Source organism: Pseudomonas sp. NCHU5216 (assembly GCF_052156495.1).
GTDB lineage: Bacteria > Pseudomonadota > Gammaproteobacteria > Pseudomonadales > Pseudomonadaceae > Aquipseudomonas.
Window position 1 is genome coordinate 1 of sequence record NZ_JBQLIX010000033.1, and the last position, 18722, is coordinate 18722.

Genomic DNA, 18722 nt, shown 5'->3' on the forward strand with positions numbered 1-18722 from the left:
ACAAGCACCCACACGAATTGCTTGATTCAGTTGTTAAAGAACAGTTGGTTAAGTCTTTCGTCTCAACCGAGGCCGCGAATTCTACAGCAGCCTTTGTTTCTGTCAAGCTGTTTTTCGAAGTTATTTTCTGGAGAAAACTCTTTCAATTCAACAGCTTGGATAATCCTCAGCTTCATCTCTTCAGCTTCGGTGAGGCGCGCATTCTACAGCACCTCGTTACTCCGTCAAGTTGTTTTTGAAGAAATTTTCTTTCTATCTCAACAACTTAGCGCTTCGCCGAACCTGAGTTCGTCTCAGCGAGGCGCGCATTCTACATGAGCTTAGCGGGCTGTAAAGCCCTGATATGCAAAAAATTGCGCAAATAGAACCAGGCGCCCTCTCCTCTTCTTTATATAAGGACGCAACGGCAGCCTCAGATCACGCCCGCCCCACGCAGCTCGGCGACCTGCGCCTCGCTCATGCCCAGCAGCCGCTGCAACAGAGCCTCGGTGTGCTGCCCCAGCAAAGGGGGCGCTGCGCGGTAGACCACCGGCGTAGCGGATAGGCGCAACGGACTAGCGACCTGCGGCGTCGTGCTGCCCATGGCATTGGGCAGATCGAGGCGCAGACCTCGCGCCTGCACCTGCGGATCGGCGAATACCTGTTGCAGGTCGTTGATCGGCCCACAGGGCACGCCAGCCTTTTCCAGCAGCTCGATCCATTGCGCCGTGGTCTTGAATACCGTGGCCTGGCGCAGCAGTGGGATCAGCTCGGCACGATGCGCCACCCGCTCCTTGTTACTGACAAAGCGCGGATCATCGGCAAGGTGCGCAATACCCGCCACTTCGCAGAACTTACGGAACTGCCCGTCATTGCCCACCGCCAGGATGAAGTTGCCATCGGCACTGGGAAAGTCCTGATACGGCACTATGTTCGGGTGGGCATTGCCCAGACGCTTGGGCGATACACCGGTTGCCAGGTAGTTCATGGCCTGGTTGGCCAGACAGGCCACCTGTACGTCCAGCAGCGCTACATCTATATGCTGGCCAATGCCGGACTGCTCACGCTGATTCAGTGCAGCCAACACCCCAACGGTGGCGTAGAGCCCGGTCAGGATATCGGTCAGCGCCACGCCCACCTTGATCGGCCCGGCGCCCTCTTCCCCTTCTGGCCGGCCAGTCAGGCTCATCAGGCCACCGAGGCCCTGGATCATGAAGTCGTAACCGGCACGCTTGGCGTAGGGACCGGTCTGGCCGAAGCCAGTGATGGAGCAATAGATCAAGCGCGGGTTGATCGCCTTCAAGGACTCGTAGTCGAGGCCATAGGCCGCCAGACCACCGACCTTGAAGTTCTCCAGCAACACGTCGCACTGCGCGACCAGCTCACGCACCAGGCGCTGGCCTTCTGGCTGGGTGAAATCCAGGGTCAGCGACTGCTTGTTGCGGTTGGCACTCTGGAAATAGGCCGCCTCCCGCGAGTCGTTGCCCTCGGCATCCTTTATATAAGGAGGGCCCCAGTGCCGGGTATCGTCGCCGGTACCCGGCCGCTCCACCTTGATCACCTCGGCACCCAGGTCACCGAGGATCTGCCCGCACCAGGGGCCGGCGAGGACGCGAGAAAGATCGAGCACACGGATATGGGAAAGGGCGCCAGCCATGGGAAACCTCTTCGAGGAGCTACAAGCGGTGAGCTTCAAACCGCAAGACAAGCTGCCGTTACTTGCAGCTCGAGGCTTGAAGCTTGCCGCTGCGGTTTAGAAGAAAGCCTGGATGCCGGTCTGCGCACGACCGAGAATCAGCGCATGCACGTCATGCGTGCCCTCGTAGGTATTGACCACCTCGAGGTTGACCAGATGGCGGGCGATACCGAACTCGTCGCTGATACCGTTACCGCCCAGCATGTCGCGGGCCATACGGGCGATATCCAACGCCTTGCCGCAACTGTTGCGCTTCATGATGGAGGTGATTTCCACCGCGGCAGTGCCTTCGTCCTTCATCCGCCCCAGGCGCAGGCAGCCTTGCAGAGCCAGAGTGATCTCGGTCTGCATGTCCGCCAGCTTCTTCTGGATCAGCTGATTGGCCGCCAGCGGCCGGCCGAACTGGTTGCGATCGAGCACATACTGGCGCGCGGTGTGCCAGCAGAATTCGGCAGCGCCCAGCGCACCCCAACTGATGCCATAACGGGCGGAGTTCAGGCAGGTGAAGGGGCCGCGCAGACCGCGCACGTCGGGGAAGGCGTTTTCCTCAGGACAGAACACGTTGTCCATAACGATCTCGCCGGTGATCGAAGCGCGCAGGCCGACCTTACCGTGAATCGCCGGAGCGGACAGGCCTTCCCAGCCTTTCTCCAGCACGAAACCGCGAATCTCGCCGGCATCGTCCTTGGCCCAGACCACGAACACATCGGCGATGGGACTGTTGGTGATCCACATCTTGCTGCCGCTCAGGCGGTAGCCACCTTCGACCTTCTTGGCGCGAGTCACCATGGAGCCCGGATCGGAGCCATGGTTCGGCTCGGTCAGGCCGAAGCAGCCGATGTACTCACCACTGGCCAGCTTGGGCAGGTATTTCTGCTTGGTCGCCTCGCTGCCGAACTCGTTGATCGGCACCATGACCAGCGAGGACTGCACACTCATCATCGAGCGGTAGCCAGAGTCGATGCGCTCCACTTCACGGGCGATCAGGCCATAGCACACATAGCTGAGGCCACTGCCACCATAGGCTTCGGGGATGGTGGCGCCGAGCAGGCCGGTTTCGCCCATCTCGCGGAAGATCGCAGGATCGGTGCGCTCGTGACGGAAAGCCTCCAGCACGCGCGGTGCCAGCTTGTCGGCGGCGAACTGTGCGGCGCTGTCGCGCACCATGCGCTCTTCTTCGCTCAGTTGCTGATCCAGCAGCAGCGGGTCGATCCAGTTGAAGCTTGCCTTGGCCATCGCGAAAAACCTCGAAGCAGTGAAAGGAGCAATCGGTGAATGACTCCGATCCTAGGCCGACCTGGCGCGGCGGGCAAACGCAGAATTCGCACAGACCTGTGCTTTTTACTCACTTCGAGATAGCCTGAAAGGCGATATAGATGGCTTATGAGTGAGGCCTTGGCATAAATGCGCCGCAAGATCCCCAGCACTGCCGCCCTGGTGGCCTTCGAGGCCGCTGCACGCCACCAGAGCTTCACCAAGGCCGCCGACGAGCTCAGCCTGACGCAAAGCGCAATCTGCCGGCAGATCGGCGGGCTGGAGAGCTTCCTCAATGTCGAGCTGTTCCGCCGCTCGCGACGCGGCGTGGTACTCACCGAAGCCGGCGTTGCCTATAGCCGCAAGGTGGCGACGCAGCTCGATGCCGTCGAGCGCGACACCCTGGCCCTGATGGGCAACCAGGGCACCAGCAGCATCGAACTGGCAGTGGTGCCCACCTTCGGCACGCAATGGCTGCTGCCGCGCCTGCGCACCTTCCAGCAAGTGCATCCGCAGGTGACCGTGCACCTGACCAACCGCACCCGCCCCTTCCTGTTCGCCGACACTCACTTCGACGCCGCCATCTATTACGGCGACGCCGAGTGGTCAGGCACCGAGGCGCACTTTCTCATGCACGAGCATCTGCTGCCGGTGTGTAGCCCGGCCTTGCTCGGCGCGAGCCCGGTCACCGCCGAGCACATTGCAACGCTACCGCTACTGCAGCAGACGACCCGCCCCTATGCCTGGCGCCAATGGTTCGCGGCTCAGGGCATGAATGTCTCCCGCGACATGACCGGCCCGCGCCTGGAGCTGTTCTCCATGCTCGCCCAGGCCGCACAACATGAAATGGGCGTGGCGTTGATCCCCCCCTTCCTGATCCAGCGCGAGCTGCAGGATGGCAGCCTGGTGATCGCCCTCGATCGCGCGGTGCCGAACAACGACCGCGCCTACTACCTGATGGTGCCAGAGCGCAAGGCCGAGTCGACGGCACTCAAGGCCTTTCGCGACTGGCTGCTGCTGCAAGCTAGCGCCTACCGCGAGGGCGATCTCCAGCGCCACGAAGACGGCTAGAAGAAGTCAAAAAAGTCATGATCAATACTGGTAGCAATAAATTGGTCACACTACAGCGCCATCCTTGAGCCAATCCGCGCCATGGCCAGTACTTTCGGGTGGTTCCACAATTTTGAACGCCCCGTTCGCGACTTTTCACACTGCAGCCAATACGACCAACGGTCATTCGCTCGATGAATATCGCGCGCGCAGCACAAAGCCCGTATAGCCTGCTTTCCCCAGATATGACGCGGGTTTGCCGCAGTATAAAAATCCCTCATAGACCCATTACTTGTAGTAATCCATTTTTTTTACTCCATAACTTCTTGTAAGGGTCTGCATTCGATTGCACAATCGCCGCGCCCGCCTTCATCCGGCAGGTGTTGTGCTGATCCCCAATCGCCGGCGCGCCAGCGCAGTGCACCGGTTCACAAAAAAGATCACGCAGGAGATTAGAAGTGCACATTGGTGTTCCTCTCGAAACCCATGCTGGGGAGACGCGGGTTGCCGCGACGCCCGAGACCGTCAAGAAACTGGTTGGCCAGGGCCACCAGGTGACCGTCCAGACCGGCGCCGGCATCAGCGCCAGCATCCCGGACAGCGCCTATGAAGCCGCTGGCGCCACCATTGGCAACGACTCCGCCGCCTTCGGCGCCGACCTGGTGCTCAAGGTGGTCGCGCCGACCGACGCCGAACTGGCGCTGATGAAGAGCGGCGCCGTGCTGGTGGGCATGCTCAACCCCTTCTGCAACGACACCATTGCGCGCATGAATGCCCGCGGCATCATCGCCTTCGCCCTGGAGGCCGCGCCGCGTACCTCCCGCGCGCAAAGCCTGGACGTGCTCAGCTCGCAGGCCAACATCGCCGGCTACAAGGCCGTGATGCTCGCCGCCAACCACTATCCGCGCTTCATGCCGATGCTGATGACCGCAGCCGGTACGGTGAAGGCCGCCCGCGTGCTGATCCTCGGTGCCGGCGTCGCCGGTCTGCAGGCCATCGCCACGGCCAAGCGCCTGGGTGCGGTGATCGAAGCCTCCGACGTGCGTCCTGCGGTGAAGGAACAGATCGAGTCGCTCGGCGCCAAGTTCGTCGACGTCCCCTTCGAGACCGACGAGGAGCGCGAATGCGCCCAGGGCGTGGGCGGTTACGCCCGGCCAATGCCGGCCTCGTGGATGGAGCGCCAGGCCAAGGCCGTGCACGAGCGCGCCAAGCAGGCCGACATCGTAATCACCACCGCGCTGATTCCGGGTCGCAAGGCACCCACGCTGCTGCACGAAGCCACTGTGCAAGAGATGAAGCCGGGCTCCGTGGTCATCGACCTGGCCGCCGCTCAGGGTGGCAACTGCCCACTGACCGAAGCCGACCAGGTGGTGGTCAAGCATGGCGTCACCTTCGTCGGCCACACCAACCTGGCCGCACTGGTGCCGGCGGACGCCTCCGCCCTGTATGCACGCAACCTGCTGGACTTCCTCAAGCTCGTGATCGACAAGGAAGGCCAGTTCCAGCTCAACCTCGAAGACGACATCGTCGCGGCCTGCCTGATGTGCAACGCCGGCGAAGTCGTGCGCAAGAACGGCTAAGGAGTAGAGACATGGATCTGATTTCCGACGGCATCTACAACCTGATCATCTTCGTGCTGGCCATCTACGTCGGCTACCACGTGGTGTGGAACGTCACCCCGGCCCTGCACACCCCGCTGATGGCCGTGACCAATGCCATTTCCGCCATTGTCATCGTCGGCGCCATGCTCGCCGCCGCGCTCACCGTTACCCCGCTGGGCAAGGCCATGGGCACCCTGGCCGTGGCACTGGCGGCGGTCAACGTGTTCGGTGGCTTCCTGGTCACCCGGCGCATGCTGGAAATGTTCAAGAAGAAGGCCCCCAAGGCCCAGGTGGAGAAGTAAGCGATGAGCATGAATCTGATCACCGTTCTCTACCTCGTCGCCTCGGTGTGCTTCATCCAGGCGCTCAAGGGCCTGTCGCACCCGACCACCTCGCGGCGCGGCAACCTGTTCGGTATGGTCGGCATGGCCATCGCCGTGCTCACCACCGTGGGTTTGATTCACAAACTGGGCGCTGAACTGGCCGTGCAGGGCATCGGCTTCGTCATCGTCGGTCTGCTGGTCGGTGGCACCGCTGGCTCGATCATGGCCAAGCGTGTCGAGATGACCAAGATGCCGGAGCTGGTCGCCTTCATGCACAGCATGATCGGCCTGGCCGCCGTGTTCATCGCCATCGCTGCCGTGGTCGAGCCACAGTCGCTGGGCATCGTCGCCGCCCTGGGTGATGCCATTCCGGCAGGCAACCGTCTGGAGCTGTTCCTCGGCGCCGCCATCGGTGCCATCACCTTCTCCGGTTCGGTGATCGCCTTCGGCAAGCTGTCGGGCAAGTACAAGTTCCGTCTGTTCCAGGGCGCGCCCGTGGTGTTCAAGGGTCAGCACCTGCTGAACCTGCTGGTGGGTATCGCCATCGTCGCCCTGGGCCTGTATTTCACCTTCACCGGCGACATCCGCGCCTTCGCCATCCTGGTGGCCTTGGCCTTCGTCATCGGCGTGCTGATCATCATCCCCATCGGCGGCGCCGACATGCCGGTGGTGGTATCGATGCTCAACAGCTACTCGGGCTGGGCAGCGGCCGGTATCGGCTTCTCGCTGAACAACTCCATGCTGATCGTTGCCGGCTCGCTGGTGGGTTCTTCGGGTGCCATCCTCTCGTACATCATGTGCAAGGCGATGAACCGCTCGTTCTTCAACGTCATCCTCGGCGGCTTCGGCGCGGATGCCGACGCCGGCGCGGCTTCCGGCAGCCAGGAGCAACGCAGCGTCAAGTCGGGTTCGAGCGACGATGCGGCCTTCCTGCTGACCAACGCCGACACCGTGGTCATCGTCCCCGGTTACGGCCTGGCAGTGGCCCGCGCCCAGCACGCGCTGATGGAGCTGGCGGAGAAGCTGACCCACCGCGGCGTCACCGTGAAGTACGCGATCCACCCGGTGGCCGGTCGTATGCCGGGCCATATGAACGTCCTGCTGGCCGAGGCCGAGGTGCCCTACGAGCAGGTGTTCGAGATGGAGGACATCAACTCCGAGTTCGGCCAGACCGACGTGGTGCTGGTGCTCGGCGCCAACGACGTGGTCAACCCGGCGGCGAAGAACGATCCGAAGTCGCCGATCGCCGGCATGCCGATCCTCGAGGCATACAAAGCCAAGACCGTGATCGTCAACAAGCGCTCGATGGCCAGCGGCTACGCCGGCCTGGACAACGAACTGTTCTACATGGACAAGACCATGATGGTCTTCGGCGACGCCAAGAAGGTCATCGAGGACATGGTCAAGGCCGTTGAATAAGCGCTGACCAGCCCGACAGGAAACCCGGCCTCGTGCCGGGTTTTTTGTGCCCGGGTTCTCAGAAAAAATTGATTTTCAGGTCAGAAACAAAAGCCAATCAATTCAAAACTGTACTGTTTGAAAGGCTGTATTTTTTGGGTTGCACCCAGTTAAAAACACTGCAAATTACGGTTGCACCCAGCTTTTTCACTTATTACCAGTACAGTTAATTCAATTAATAGCATCACAGTTACAAAGCAACCTATCTAATAGCACAACAATTTTCTTCATCTGTGACTACTGAGTCTCCTCCGCGCTCGGGATAATTTGCCCATCGACAGCAAACACACCCCGCCACAAGCGGAAGGATGACCACCATGGAACGTACCCTCAGTTCCGCCCTGCTCCAAACCCACAGCGCCGCCAGTGACAAGTCCCCCTGGCCGCTCCGCGTGATCGCCACCCTCACCCAGTGGCAGCGCCGCATCGTCAGCCGTCGTCAACTGGCTCGACTCGATGCCCGCCTGCTGGCCGACGCCGGCATCACCGAAGATCAGCGTTACCTCGAACTGCAGAAGCCGTTCTGGCGCTGATCCCCCTTTGCTCCATCCCATTAAGGGATCTTCTGAGAGCTCTACCGACTCTGCGCGGTAGGGCTTTCGTTTTATTCACGCCCTGCATAAGCTCGCCTGACCGCTCAACGATAACGAGGCGGCATTTTCGGAGCCTTGCCATGCACAGCAGATACCTGATCAGCCTCACCCTCCTGATGACCCTGGCAGGCGCTGCCTCTGCGAGCAGCTTCGTCGCCACCACCGATACCCTCGGCAGTGCCTTGGCAGGCAGCGCCGAAGCCACCTCGGATGCCACCTCCTCGCTGCGCGACAGCAAGGTGGTGCAAGCCGCCCAGGACGATGCCGCCAGCTTCGTCGCCAGCAATGGCCAGGTGCGCGGGGCTCGGCTGGAAAGTGCACTGCGCTACCTGCGCAGCCAATCGGCGGCCCTGCATGGCGTCAGCGACCTGCAACTGGCCAGCGCCATCCTCGCGCGCTGATTGCCGTGGACGGCTGCTGACCGCCGCGTCGGCGCCCCGTAAACTACAGCGACATCCCAGCAGCGGAACCGCGCTGGCCTGGCCACGTCCAATCGTCCGTCCTGCAGTTCTCGGAGCTATCCATCATGCGTCGTTCACTCGTCATCACCCTCACTACCTGCGCCCTGTTCAGCGGTATCGCCCAGGCGCAAACCGTGGTCGCCACCAGTAACATCGTGGTGCGCGCCCTGGATCGCAGCATCAACTTCACCTCCGATACCACCACCTCGATTCGTGACATGAAAGCCGTGGTGCAGGCCCGCGACGACGCCGCCAGCTTCGTCGCCAGCGCCGGGGAGATCCGTGGCGCGCAACTGGAAGCCGCACTGCAAGCTATCCGTCAGCAATTGCCCGAGGCGCAAAGCGCCAGCGACCTGCAACTGGCCGAAGCCATCCTCGCCCTGTGATACGCCTTGCCGCCTGGTGCTGCGGCGCGCTGCTGGCCCTGACCACAGGCGTCGCCCAGGCGCAATTGCGGCTGACCCTGGACAACCGCGGTCTCGACGCCGACCAGCGCCAGGTCAGCCAGGCCCTGCTGGAAGAGGCCATGGCGGCGCTGCCGCCGCGCTTCGTCGAACGCCTGGATCGAGACGTACGGGTCAGGTGGCGCGCCGACATGCCCACCCAGGTGTACGGCCAGGTCGGGCGCTACAGCGGTATCGAACTCAACGCCCGACTGTTGCCGAAACTGGTCGATGGCTCGGCGGCGCAGAACCGCACCAGCCGCCCCCATGGCACCCAGCGCCAGGAACTGCTGGCCACCTTGCTGCATGAGCTGACTCATCTCTACGACCGCGCTCGCCTCTGGCCCGCTGCCCAGCGCCGGCAGATCGTCCAGTGCCGGCAACGCGCCCGCTCCACTGGGCTGGTCGGGCTGCCGGATGCCTGTCGTGGCCAGACCGAGCGCCGCTTCACCCTCAGCGACGATCCACGCCTGCTCGACCTGGCTGGCTGGCCACAGCGGGTCGGCCGACGCGGCGCGCGTGACGACGACAACGGCCAGGTGGCGCGCAGCCCGGACAGCTACGAGCTGAGCAACCCGCTGGAGTTCGTCGCGGTCAACCTCGAGTACTTTCTGCTCGATCCCAGTTACGCCTGCCGCCGCCCGTCCCTGGCCCGCTACTTCCGTGAGCATTTCGACTGGGCGGCGCCAAGCCAGCCCTGCGCCGAGGGCTACGCCTACCTCAACGCCGGGCGCGACTTCGCCCGTCAGCCACTGGCACGCATCGACCCCGAACGGGTCTACGCCGTGGACTACCTGCTGGCCGAAGCCAACGACGCCTGGATGAGCCGCTGGGGCCACAGCATGCTGCGCCTGGTGATCTGCGCGCCGGGTCGACCACGCGGCCCGGATTGCCGGCTGGATCTCGATCAGCATCTGGTGCTGTCCTACCGCGCCTTCGTCGGCGACGTGCAACTGTCGAGCTGGGACGGCCTCACCGGCGCCTACCCCTCGCGCCTGTTCGTCCTGCCACTGGAACAGGTGATCGACGAGTACACCAAGATCGAGCTGCGCAGCCTGGCCTCGGTGCCGCTGCGCCTGTCGCGCGACGAACTGGAGCGCCTGGTGGCACGCGCCGCCGAGCAGCACTGGAGCTATGACGGCGACTACTACTTCATCTCCAACAACTGCGCGGTGGAGACGCTCAAGCTGCTGCGCAGCGGCACCGGCAATCCGCGCTTGCAAGCCCTCGACAGCATCATGCCCAACGGCCTGCTGGAGCTGCTGGCGGCGCGTGGTCTGGCCGACACCTCGGTACTGAACGACCCACGCGAAGCCTTGCGCCTGGGCTACCGCTTCGACTCCTTCCGCGAGCGCTACCAGGCCATGTTCGCCGTGTTGCGCCAACGCCTGCCAATTCCACAAAGCGACGTGGAAAGCTGGCTGGAACAGACCGCTGAAGAGCGCAGCCGGTGGTTCGCCCAGGCCGACCTGCGCGCCAGCGCCGCCCTGCTGCTACTGGAACAGGCGGCGCTGCGCCGGCAACTGCTGCTGGCCCAGGACGAGCTCAAGCGCCGCTACCTGACCGGCCGTGCGGCCGGCGACCCGAGCCTGAACAAGGCTGGCGCAGCGCTGGAACAGATACTGGCCAACAGCGGTTTTCTCAGCCGCCCGGCGGAATTGCTCGAAGGTGGCTACGGGCTGCCACAGCAACAGGAATGGGATCGCCTGGAAGCCAGCAGCCGCGAACGCCAGCAGCAACTGCGCCAGCTCAGTGACGAGCTGGACGGCGAAGTGCGCAACCTGCTGCTGCCCGAGCGCCGTGCCGAACTGGAAGCCAACGAAGCCAACCTGCTCGCCCTGGGCGAACACCTGCGCGCGCTGCACAAGGCCAGTGGTGGGCTGGAGCTGCCCTAGCCTCTTGAGTAGCCCGGATGAAATCCGGGAAATCACTCTACCCAGTCCCCGGATTGCATCCGGGCTACGGGTCGAGATCCTACGGAATGATCTCCTGATCTTCTTCCGGCAGGTGCTGGTCGACCGTCAGCCAGGGCAGCCGGCTGCTCACCCAGATATGCCGATTCGCTGGCGCCTGCTCGGGGGCGTCGAGGGTGGCCACGGTCACGTCCAGGGTGTCTGGGCTGAGCGTGGTGAACAGGGCCAGGTGTGCGCCGCAGTCGCCGCAGAAATAGCGGGTACAACTGGCCGACGAGGCAAAAGCCTTTGGCGCGCCACGTAACCATTGGAACGTCTGGCGCGGCACCGTGACCCAGGTGGTGAGAATGCCGCCGCTGCTGCGCCGGCAGATTGAACAATGACAATGCGCGCTGTCGTGCAACGCGGCCTCGATGCGATAACGCAGCGCCCCGCACTGACAGCCGCCTTCATGACGCTCGCTCATCCCACCTCCTCCTTGCATTGCCCCGCCGCGCTGACCAAGATAGCGCGACCCTCGCCACCGAGAATTGCCGTGATCGATCTGCTGCTGGCCCTGTGGCCGCTGTTCGCCATGATAGTCGCCGGCTACTGGCTGCGCCTGCGTGAATTTCCCAGCGAGGCCTTCTGGCCCGGTGCGGAACGCCTCAACTACTTCATCCTGTTCCCCGCCCTGCTGTTCTCCAGCCTGGCCAAGGCGCCGCTGAACAACCCGGCCCTGCCGCGCCTGGCCCTGGCGGTATTGCTAGGCCTGGGTATCGCCTGGCTCGCCCTGTTGTTGGTGCGCCGCCTGCGCGGCTGGCCGGCTGGGCGCTTTGGCGCCTTTACCCAGGGCATCCTGCGTTTCAACACCTATCTCGGCCTGGCGGCGGTGGGCAGCCTGTTCGGCCAGCAGGGCCTGACCCTGGCCGCGCTGATGCTGGCGCTGATGGTGCCGACGGTAAACGTGCTGTCGGTGTGGTCGCTGACCGCCGAGCGCGGCGTCAGCGCGCGCAGCCTGTTGCTGCCGATCGTCAAGAACCCGCTGATTCTCGCCTGTGTCGGCGGCGCGCTGTTCAACCTGACGGGCATAGGCCTGCCCGGCGGCACGGATCGTTTGCTAAGCCTGCTCGCCGCCGCCAGCCTGCCACTGGGCCTGCTCTGCGTCGGCGCGGCACTCAAGCCCGAGCAACTGGGCGGGGAGATTCCCGCGCTGGGCTGGAACAGCGCTCTGCGCCTGCTGGCCATGCCAATGCTGGCCTGGGGCGTGGCCTGGGTACTGCATCTGCCGGCGATGGAAAGCGCCGTGCTGGTGCTGTTCTTCGCCCTGCCCACCGCCCCCACCGCCTACGTGCTGACCCGCCAGCTCGGTGGCGACAGCCAGTTGATGGCCGGGATCATCACTCTGCAGACGTTGCTGGCGGCAGGCACTTTGCTGCTGGTGATGGCCGCACTTGTACCCTGACACCGGGCCACGGCTGAAAGCTGTCCGAAAGCAGCCGCACCTAGGATGACGTAGCACTGCGCCACAGCGCAGCCGCCACCGACAAGAACAAGACAGGTCACGCCCAAGACATTTCAGACGCCCATCTCCGAGATTTGCGGCCGCTCGTAGCAGTCGCCAACCCGCAAAATTCAAGAATAGCCAGCGGCCATGTAACATGCGCCGTCCAGCCGCGCGTGGCTCCCCTCAGCGTTTACGAGAATCGAATATGGAATGGCTCAGCAACCCGGAAATCTGGGTCGCCTTCTTCACCCTGACGGCCCTGGAGATCGTCCTTGGCATCGACAACATCATCATGATCGCCATTCTGGTCGGACGTATGCCGCCGCACCTGCAGGCGCGCACGCGCTTCTTCGGTCTGGCCCTGGCGATGGTCACGCGCATCGGCCTGCTGCTGTCGATCACCTGGATCATGCGCCTGACCAACGACCTGTTCCACCTGTTCGGCCAGGGTATTTCCGGGCGTGACCTGATCCTGTTCTTCGGCGGCCTGTTCCTGCTGTGGAAGAGCAGCACCGAGATGTACCACAGCCTCGAAGGCGAAGAGGAAACCGAGCAAACGGCAGGCAACGGTGCGGCGCGCAACTTCATCGGCACCATCATCCAGATCGCCATCATCGACATCGTATTCAGCCTGGACTCGGTGATCACCGCCGTCGGCATGGTGTCCCACGTCCCGGTGATGGTCGCGGCGATCATCGTCGCCGTGCTGGTGATGATGCTGGCGGCCGGCACCATCAGTAATTTCATCGACAAGCATCCTTCTTTGAAGATGCTGGCGCTGTCCTTCCTCGTGGTGGTCGGCACCGTGCTCATCGCCGAGGCCTTCGAGGTGCACGTACCAAAAGGTTACGTCTACTTCGCCATGGCCTTCTCGCTGGGCGTGGAGGCACTGAATATCCGCATGCGCGTACTGCGCGGGCGCAAGGAAGATCCGGGTCAGTAAGGCCGGCTGCCACCCAGATCAAGGGCTTCTATAACGAGGCCCTTTTTCTTTGCCTGACGAAAAGACCAGCACGTTGCCACAGCACTCGAAAATTTGTTTTTGATTGATAAATCATGGTGTTAGCCTTCTCGCCCCGCGAAGCTATACCCGATCACAGATGAAGAGTTCCGCTACCCTCCCCAAGTATCGACAACCTCAGCTCGACGATAGCCGCACTCTTGCCGAGCAGTTATCAGCATCATCGCCTGCCTCTTCTCGTCGCCCTGTTCCGCTGCGCGGCCAGGGCAAGGTCGTACCGCTCAAGCGTGCCGAAGTAAAACGTGCAACGGGATTTTTCGATGCCGTGCCTGGCGCCAACATTGAAACGGCTTTGCTGCTTTTCGGCGTGATTGCCCTCGGCATTGCCATAGGCGTTCCGCTAGGTGCCTGGATGTTCGTCAGCGCGGCGGTAGGCTGAAGCGCGCTCCTGTGCAGGCTTTCAGCCCTGCGCCGAGATTGATCCCGCTCAGCACGCAACCGGGCCGCTACGACTATGCTTGCCGGCACATTCGATCCAGCACAGGGTCATACCAATGAACGACGCCAGCGACACCCTAGACGTCTTCCCCTACCTGCAACTGATGCACCAGCATGCGGGCTCCGACCTGTTCTTCAGCGTCGGCGCGCCGCCGCATATGAAGGTCGAAGGCCACAGCCAGCCGGTCGGGCAGCGCGCGTTCAAGGCCGGCGAGGTGCAACAACTGGCCTACCAGTTGCTGAGCCAGAAGCAGGTCGCCGAGTTCGAGCGTGATCTGGAGATGAACCTGGCGGTCAGCCTGCAAGGCGCCGGGCGTTATCGGGTCAACGTCTATTACCAGCGCGGCGAAGTGGCCATGGTGGTGCGCCTGATCAAGAGCCAGATCCCCGACTTCGAGGCGCTCGGCCTGCCCAAGCTGTTGGAGAAACTGGCCCTGCAGGATCGCGGGCTGATCCTGGTCACCGGCGCCGCCGGCTCGGGCAAGTCCACCACCCTGGCGGCCATGCTGGACTATCGCAACCGCCACAAGAGCGGGCATATCCTCTGCATCGAAGACCCCATCGAGTTTCTCCACAGCCACCAGCGCTCGATCATCGATCAGCGTGAGGTGGGGCTGGACACCCACAGCTTCGCCGATGCCCTGCGCAACGTGCTGCGCGAGGCGCCGGACGTGATCATGCTTGGCGAGATCCGCGACGCTGCCACCATGCAACACGCCCTGCACTACGCCGAGAGCGGCCACCTGTGCATGGCCACGCTACATGCCACCAGCAGCAGCCACGCCATCGAACGCATCGCCCGTTTCTTTCCCGACGAGGCGCGCAAGCAGGTGCTGGCCGATGTGGCGCACAACCTGCTGGCGGTGGTTGGCCAACGCCTGGTGCCCGGCCTCGACCACAAACGCGTGGCGGCAGTCGAACTGATGCTCGGCACCCCCTATATCCGCGACCTGATCCAGCGCGACGAGCTGGACGAGTTGCGCGAAGCCATCGGCCGCGCCGCCGAACAGGGCCTGCAGACCTTCGACCAGCACCTGTTCGCCCTGCTCGAAGCCGGGCGTATCGGCCTGGCCGACGCGCTCAAGTTCGCCGATTCACGCACTGACCTCAGCCTCAGGTTCAAGCTCGAACGCGGGTTCTCCGCCGACGAGGCCGAACTCAAGGTGCTGCGCGACGCTTGAGCCGGGCCAAAAACGCACAAGGCAGCCGAAGCTGCCTTGTGTCTTCCTAGCGCCAGCGCGTCAGGCGGGTTGCAGCGCCTTGCGTCGACGCTGCAGCACGACCACCAGGGCGAACAGCAAGAAGCCCGGAATCCACATCAGCTCCTTGACCCAGCGGTCGGTGGGCGCCTTGATGCTGATGATCTGCTGATCGAACTCCAGCCCCGCTTCGGCCGCCGGGCTGCCGAAGCCGACGCTGTCGATCAGCACCTTGCCATTGTCCTCGTAGGTCATCAGGCCCAGCTTGTCCAGGCGTGCCTGGCCATCTTCACCCGCAGGCACCGGCAACAGCACGACGAACTCGCGCGGATCACCCACGGCGTCTTCGCCACGTACCCACACGCGCAGCGAGCTGCCGTCTTCGACATTGCCCAGCGCCTGCGCCAGTTGCGCCGGCGGCACCTCCCGATAGGGGTCGTGCAGCATGTCCATCCAGAAGCCGGGGCGGAACAGGGTGAAGGCCACCAGCAGCAACAGCACGCTTTCGTACCAGCGGCTGCGCACCAGGAAGAAACCCTGGGTGCCGGCGGCGAAGATCAGCATGGCGATGGTGGCCACGATGAAGATCAGCACGCCGTGCCAGAAGTCCACGTCGATCAGCAGCAGGTCGGTGTTGAAGATGAACAGGAACGGCAACGCGGCGGTACGCAGGCTGTAGTAGAAAGCCACCAGGCCGGTCTTGATCGGGTCGCCCTTGGACACCGCCGCCGCGGCGAACGAGGCCAGGCCCACCGGCGGCGTGACGTCGGCCATGATGCCGAAGTAGAAGACGAACAGGTGCACCGCGATCAGCGGCACGATCAGGCCGTTCTGCTGCCCCAGCGCCACCACCACCGGCGCCAGCAGGCTGGAAACCACGATGTAGTTGGCGGTGGTCGGCAGGCCCATGCCGAGGATCAGGCTGAACACCGCCACCAGCAGCAACATCAGCATCAGGTTGCCCATCGACAGCAGCTCGACCAGATCGGCCAGCACCAGCCCCACGCCGGTCTGCGACACCGCGCCGACGATGATGCCGGCCGCCGCCGTGGCGATGCCAATGCCGATCATATTGCGCGCACCGGCAATCAGGCCTTCGCGCAGATCGACCACACCGTCCTTGAAGGTGCCGTGATCATGGCTGCCGTCATGGCGCATCCAGCTCAGCAGCGGGCGCTGGGTGAGCAGGATGATCACCAGCATCACGCTGCCCCAGAAGGCGGACAGACCGGGTGACAGGCGCTCGACCATCAGGCACCAGACCAGCACCACCACCGGCAGCAGAAAGTGCAGGCCGGAGAGCAACACGGCACGCGTCTCGGGCAGTTCTTCCAGCGGCGCATTAGGGTCTTCGGCCGGCAGCACCGGCACGCTGGCGGCGATCTTCAGCAGGCCGAGATAAACCAGCGCCAGCAAGGTGCCGATCACCGGCAGGGCATAGTCTCCGAGCAACGGTTTGAGCCAGCCCAGGCCGTAATACACCGCCAGGGACAGGCCGCTGATCAGCGCCGCACCGAAGGCGAAGCCGGTCAGACGGCGCAGCCAGGGCTTGGGCTGGACGCTGCCAATGGGTTGCAGGCCAAGCTTGAGCGACTCCAGATGGACGATGTAGAGCAGCGCGATATAGGAAATCGCAGCCGGCAGGAAGGCGTGCTTGATGATCTCGACATAGGGCATGCCGATGTACTCGACCATCAGGAAGGCCGCCGCGCCCATCACTGGCGGCATGATCTGGCCATTGACCGAGGACGCCACTTCCACCGCGCCGGCCTTCTCCGAAGAAAAGCCGGTGCGTTTCATCATCGGGATGGTGAAGGTGCCGGTGGTGACCACGTTGGCGATGGACGAACCGGAGATCATCCCGGTCAGGCCGGAGGCCAGCACCGCCGCCTTGGCCGGGCCACCGCGGAAGTGGCCGAGCAGGCTGAACGCGAGCTGGATGAAGTAATGCCCGGCGCCGGCCCGTTCGAGCAGCGCACCGAACAGCACGAAGAGGAAGACGAAGCTGGTGGAAACCCCCAGGGCGATGCCGAACACCCCCTCGGTGGTGATCCACTGGTGGTTGGCCAGCGCTTGCAGGCTTACCCCACGGTGCGCCAGCAGGCCCGGCATGTAGGGGCCGGCCAGGCTGTAGACGAGGAACACCAGGGCGATGATCGCCAGCGGTGGGCCGAGCGCGCGGCGGGTGGCCTCCAGCAGCAACGGAATACCGATGCAGGCAGTGACCAAGTCTGCCGTGGTCAGGCTGCCGGGGCGCAGCGCCAGTTGCTCGTAGAAGATGAACAGATAGGCCGAACTGGCCGCCGCCACCAGGCCGAGGGCGATGTCCATGAGCGGCACCCGGTCGCGTGGCGAGCGCCTGAAGGCCGGGTAGGCAAGAAAGGCCAGCAACAGGGCGAAGGTCAGGTGAATGGCGCGAGTCTGGGTATCGTTGAGCACGCCGAAGTCGAAGATGAACGGCAGCGGCGAGGCGATCCATAACTGGAACAGCGACCAGAGCAGGGCGAGGCCAGTGATCACCTTGGCCATGAGGCCGACAGGCGAGCGTGCGCCGACATCCTGGGCGATCAGTTCCTCGGTGGACAGTTGCTTGTCAGGCATGGAATGGAACCTGCGTTTGAATGAATCGGAAAACGGCAAAAACCCGCAGGCCTGCGCCATGCGGGTTTTGCCAGGGCTGCCGGATATCACCGGCAGCGGGACGTAACAGGCTCACCGAGGGATATCGGCGGGCCATCGCCTTACATCCAGCCGCGTTCCTTGTAGTAACGCACGGCGCCTTCATGCAGCGGCGCGCTCAGGCCGACCTTGATCATGTCGGTTTCCTTGAGGTCGGCGAAGGCCGGGTGCAGACGCTTGAAGCGGTCGATGTTGTCGAATACCGACTTGACCAGTTGGTAGACCACTTCCGGGTCAGCCTTGGCGCTGGTGGACAGCACAGCCTTGCCGCCGATGGACGGGGTCGGCTGATCGTTGCCCTTGTACAGCCCGCCAGGGATGTCGGCCTTGGTGTAGTAAGGCTTCTCGGCCAGCAGCTTGTCGATCTCGGCGCCGGTCACCGGCACCAGCACGGCGTCGACGGTGGTGGTGGCTTCCTGGATCGCGCCGTTGGGATGACCGACGAAGTAGGTCATGGCGTCGATGTTGTTGTCGCCCAGGGCACTGGCCTGCTCGGCCGGCTTCAGCTCGGCGGCCAGGGCAAAGGCGGAACGATCCCAGCCCTTGACGGCCATGATCTCTTCCAGGGTGTCACGCTGGCCGGAACCGGGGTTGCCGATATTGACGCGCTTGCCCTTGAGGTCATCGAAACTTTTGATGTTCGCGTCACGACGGGCGAGGATGGTGAACACTTCGCTCTGCAGCGAGAACACCGCGCGGATGTCCTCCATCGGGCCTTCGGCCTCGAACGGCGAGGCTCCCTTGAGCGCCTTGTACTGATGGTCGGACTGCATGATGCCGAAGTTGAATTCGCCACTGCGAATGCCGTTGACGTTGGCCACGCCACCGCCGCTGGCCGGTGCGTTGCACTTGATACCGTGCTCGGCCGTGCCACGGTTGAGGAAACGGCAGATGGATTGGCCCGCCACGTAATACACGCCGGTCTGGCCGCCAGTGCCGATGGTGACGAACTTCTCGTCAGCCTGTGCCATTCCACCGAAGGTGGTGCCTGCGAGTACGGCAGACAGAGCCCATGCCAAGGATTTGCCTTTCATGGGGAATCTCCTTTTTCTGTTTTGTGGAGCCGGCGCACCTCGTGGGCACGAGCCGGGGAACCTGAAGTCTAACCGCTAGGGACGAGAATGCACG

17 protein-coding genes and 1 pseudogene are annotated in these 18722 nt (G+C 63.4%); 13 read left to right on the plus strand and 5 right to left on the minus strand.

Annotation, left to right across the window (positions count from 1 at the left end; all coding sequences use genetic code 11):
- A pseudogene (locus tag ACSVIK_RS19645) lies at window positions 1-239 on the plus strand (hypothetical protein); the annotation flags it as partial.
- A gap of 173 nt (window positions 240-412) precedes the next feature.
- Here ACSVIK_RS19645 and ACSVIK_RS19650 read toward each other — a convergent pair.
- Both ACSVIK_RS19650 and ACSVIK_RS19655 read right to left on the minus strand, forming a co-directional pair.
- A complete protein-coding gene (locus tag ACSVIK_RS19650) occupies window positions 413-1636 on the minus strand; it encodes a CaiB/BaiF CoA transferase family protein (RefSeq protein ID WP_442445901.1) in 1224 nt (407 codons plus the stop codon).
- 96 nt (window positions 1637-1732) lie between these two features.
- Window positions 1733-2911 carry an acyl-CoA dehydrogenase gene (locus ACSVIK_RS19655; protein ID WP_442445902.1) on the minus strand — a complete coding sequence of 393 codons (1179 nt, stop codon included), beginning with the start codon at window positions 2909-2911 and terminating at the stop codon, window positions 1733-1735.
- Window positions 2912-3079: 168 nt separating this feature from the next.
- Between ACSVIK_RS19655 and ACSVIK_RS19660 the strand changes: the two genes are divergently transcribed.
- The 8 genes from ACSVIK_RS19660 to ACSVIK_RS19695 all read left to right on the plus strand — a co-directional run bounded on the left by ACSVIK_RS19660 (window position 3080) and on the right by ACSVIK_RS19695 (window position 10753).
- Entirely contained in the window at window positions 3080-4000 is a 921-nt protein-coding gene (locus tag ACSVIK_RS19660) for a LysR substrate-binding domain-containing protein (protein ID WP_442445903.1), read from the plus strand.
- Between the two features lie 437 nt (window positions 4001-4437).
- Entirely contained in the window at window positions 4438-5559 is a 1122-nt protein-coding gene (locus ACSVIK_RS19665) for a Re/Si-specific NAD(P)(+) transhydrogenase subunit alpha (protein WP_442445904.1), read from the plus strand.
- 11 nt (window positions 5560-5570) lie between these two features.
- Complete coding sequence (locus ACSVIK_RS19670) at window positions 5571-5882, plus strand: NAD(P) transhydrogenase subunit alpha (RefSeq protein ID WP_027591131.1); 312 nt, start codon at window positions 5571-5573, stop codon at window positions 5880-5882.
- A 3-nt stretch (window positions 5883-5885) separates the two neighbouring features.
- Window positions 5886-7322 (plus strand): NAD(P)(+) transhydrogenase (Re/Si-specific) subunit beta, encoded by a 1437-nt coding sequence (locus ACSVIK_RS19675; RefSeq protein ID WP_442445905.1) that lies wholly within the window; start codon window positions 5886-5888, stop codon window positions 7320-7322.
- Between the two features lie 356 nt (window positions 7323-7678).
- Window positions 7679-7894, plus strand: a complete 216-nt coding sequence (locus tag ACSVIK_RS19680; RefSeq protein WP_442445906.1) for a DUF1127 domain-containing protein — start codon at window positions 7679-7681, stop codon at window positions 7892-7894.
- 140 nt (window positions 7895-8034) lie between these two features.
- Window positions 8035-8355 (plus strand): DUF2388 domain-containing protein, encoded by a 321-nt coding sequence (locus ACSVIK_RS19685; RefSeq protein WP_442445907.1) that lies wholly within the window; start codon window positions 8035-8037, stop codon window positions 8353-8355.
- Window positions 8356-8480: 125 nt separating this feature from the next.
- Complete coding sequence (locus ACSVIK_RS19690; RefSeq protein WP_442445908.1) at window positions 8481-8801, plus strand: DUF2388 domain-containing protein; 321 nt, start codon at window positions 8481-8483, stop codon at window positions 8799-8801.
- Window positions 8798-10753, plus strand: a complete 1956-nt coding sequence (locus ACSVIK_RS19695; protein WP_442445909.1) for a DUF7844 domain-containing protein — start codon at window positions 8798-8800, stop codon at window positions 10751-10753. The genes ACSVIK_RS19690 and ACSVIK_RS19695 overlap by 4 nt, the downstream gene beginning before the upstream one ends.
- A 79-nt stretch (window positions 10754-10832) precedes the next feature.
- Here ACSVIK_RS19695 and ACSVIK_RS19700 read toward each other — a convergent pair whose 3' ends face one another.
- Window positions 10833-11237 (minus strand): GFA family protein, encoded by a 405-nt coding sequence (locus ACSVIK_RS19700; RefSeq protein WP_442445910.1) that lies wholly within the window; start codon window positions 11235-11237, stop codon window positions 10833-10835.
- A 108-nt stretch (window positions 11238-11345) separates the two neighbouring features.
- Between ACSVIK_RS19700 and ACSVIK_RS19705 the strand changes: the two genes are divergently transcribed.
- From ACSVIK_RS19705 to ACSVIK_RS19720, 4 genes are all read left to right on the plus strand, one after another.
- A complete protein-coding gene (locus tag ACSVIK_RS19705; protein ID WP_442445951.1) occupies window positions 11346-12215 on the plus strand; it encodes an AEC family transporter in 870 nt (289 codons plus the stop codon).
- Window positions 12216-12462: 247 nt separating this feature from the next.
- Window positions 12463-13200, plus strand: a complete 738-nt coding sequence (locus tag ACSVIK_RS19710; RefSeq protein ID WP_442445911.1) for a TerC family protein — start codon at window positions 12463-12465, stop codon at window positions 13198-13200.
- Between the two features lie 157 nt (window positions 13201-13357).
- Window positions 13358-13657: a hypothetical protein gene (locus ACSVIK_RS19715; protein WP_442445912.1), complete on the plus strand. Its 300-nt coding sequence runs from the start codon at window positions 13358-13360 to the stop codon at window positions 13655-13657.
- Window positions 13658-13772: 115 nt separating this feature from the next.
- Window positions 13773-14897, plus strand: coding sequence for a PilT/PilU family type 4a pilus ATPase (locus tag ACSVIK_RS19720; RefSeq protein WP_442445913.1), 1125 nt, complete (start codon window positions 13773-13775; stop codon window positions 14895-14897).
- A 60-nt stretch (window positions 14898-14957) separates the two neighbouring features.
- Here ACSVIK_RS19720 and ACSVIK_RS19725 read toward each other — a convergent pair whose 3' ends face one another.
- Both ACSVIK_RS19725 and ACSVIK_RS19730 read right to left on the minus strand, forming a co-directional pair.
- Window positions 14958-17516, minus strand: coding sequence for a TRAP transporter permease (locus ACSVIK_RS19725; RefSeq protein WP_442445914.1), 2559 nt, complete (start codon window positions 17514-17516; stop codon window positions 14958-14960).
- A gap of 140 nt (window positions 17517-17656) precedes the next feature.
- Window positions 17657-18628, minus strand: coding sequence for a TAXI family TRAP transporter solute-binding subunit (locus ACSVIK_RS19730; protein WP_442445915.1), 972 nt, complete (start codon window positions 18626-18628; stop codon window positions 17657-17659).
- Window positions 18629-18722: the final 94 nt, after the last annotated feature.

Excerpts from the sequence above, each read along its gene's own strand:
- ACSVIK_RS19650 (WP_442445901.1), bottom strand. The coding sequence starts at position 1,636 with ATGGCTGGCGCCCTTTCCCATATCCGTGTGCTCGATCTTTCTCGCGTC.
- ACSVIK_RS19655 (WP_442445902.1), bottom strand. The coding sequence starts at position 2,911 with ATGGCCAAGGCAAGCTTCAACTGGATCGACCCGCTGCTGCTGGATCAG.
- ACSVIK_RS19660 (WP_442445903.1), top strand. The coding sequence starts at position 3,080 with ATGCGCCGCAAGATCCCCAGCACTGCCGCCCTGGTGGCCTTCGAGGCC.
- ACSVIK_RS19670 (WP_027591131.1), top strand. The coding sequence starts at position 5,571 with ATGGATCTGATTTCCGACGGCATCTACAACCTGATCATCTTCGTGCTG.
- ACSVIK_RS19675 (WP_442445905.1), top strand. The coding sequence starts at position 5,886 with ATGAGCATGAATCTGATCACCGTTCTCTACCTCGTCGCCTCGGTGTGC.
- ACSVIK_RS19680 (WP_442445906.1), top strand. The coding sequence starts at position 7,679 with ATGGAACGTACCCTCAGTTCCGCCCTGCTCCAAACCCACAGCGCCGCC.
- ACSVIK_RS19685 (WP_442445907.1), top strand. The coding sequence starts at position 8,035 with ATGCACAGCAGATACCTGATCAGCCTCACCCTCCTGATGACCCTGGCA.
- ACSVIK_RS19690 (WP_442445908.1), top strand. The coding sequence starts at position 8,481 with ATGCGTCGTTCACTCGTCATCACCCTCACTACCTGCGCCCTGTTCAGC.
- ACSVIK_RS19700 (WP_442445910.1), bottom strand. The coding sequence starts at position 11,237 with ATGAGCGAGCGTCATGAAGGCGGCTGTCAGTGCGGGGCGCTGCGTTAT.
- ACSVIK_RS19705 (WP_442445951.1), top strand. The coding sequence starts at position 11,346 with ATGATAGTCGCCGGCTACTGGCTGCGCCTGCGTGAATTTCCCAGCGAG.
- ACSVIK_RS19710 (WP_442445911.1), top strand. The coding sequence starts at position 12,463 with ATGGAATGGCTCAGCAACCCGGAAATCTGGGTCGCCTTCTTCACCCTG.
- ACSVIK_RS19715 (WP_442445912.1), top strand. The coding sequence starts at position 13,358 with ATGAAGAGTTCCGCTACCCTCCCCAAGTATCGACAACCTCAGCTCGAC.
- ACSVIK_RS19720 (WP_442445913.1), top strand. The coding sequence starts at position 13,773 with ATGAACGACGCCAGCGACACCCTAGACGTCTTCCCCTACCTGCAACTG.
- ACSVIK_RS19725 (WP_442445914.1), bottom strand. The coding sequence starts at position 17,516 with ATGCCTGACAAGCAACTGTCCACCGAGGAACTGATCGCCCAGGATGTC.
- ACSVIK_RS19730 (WP_442445915.1), bottom strand. The coding sequence starts at position 18,628 with ATGAAAGGCAAATCCTTGGCATGGGCTCTGTCTGCCGTACTCGCAGGC.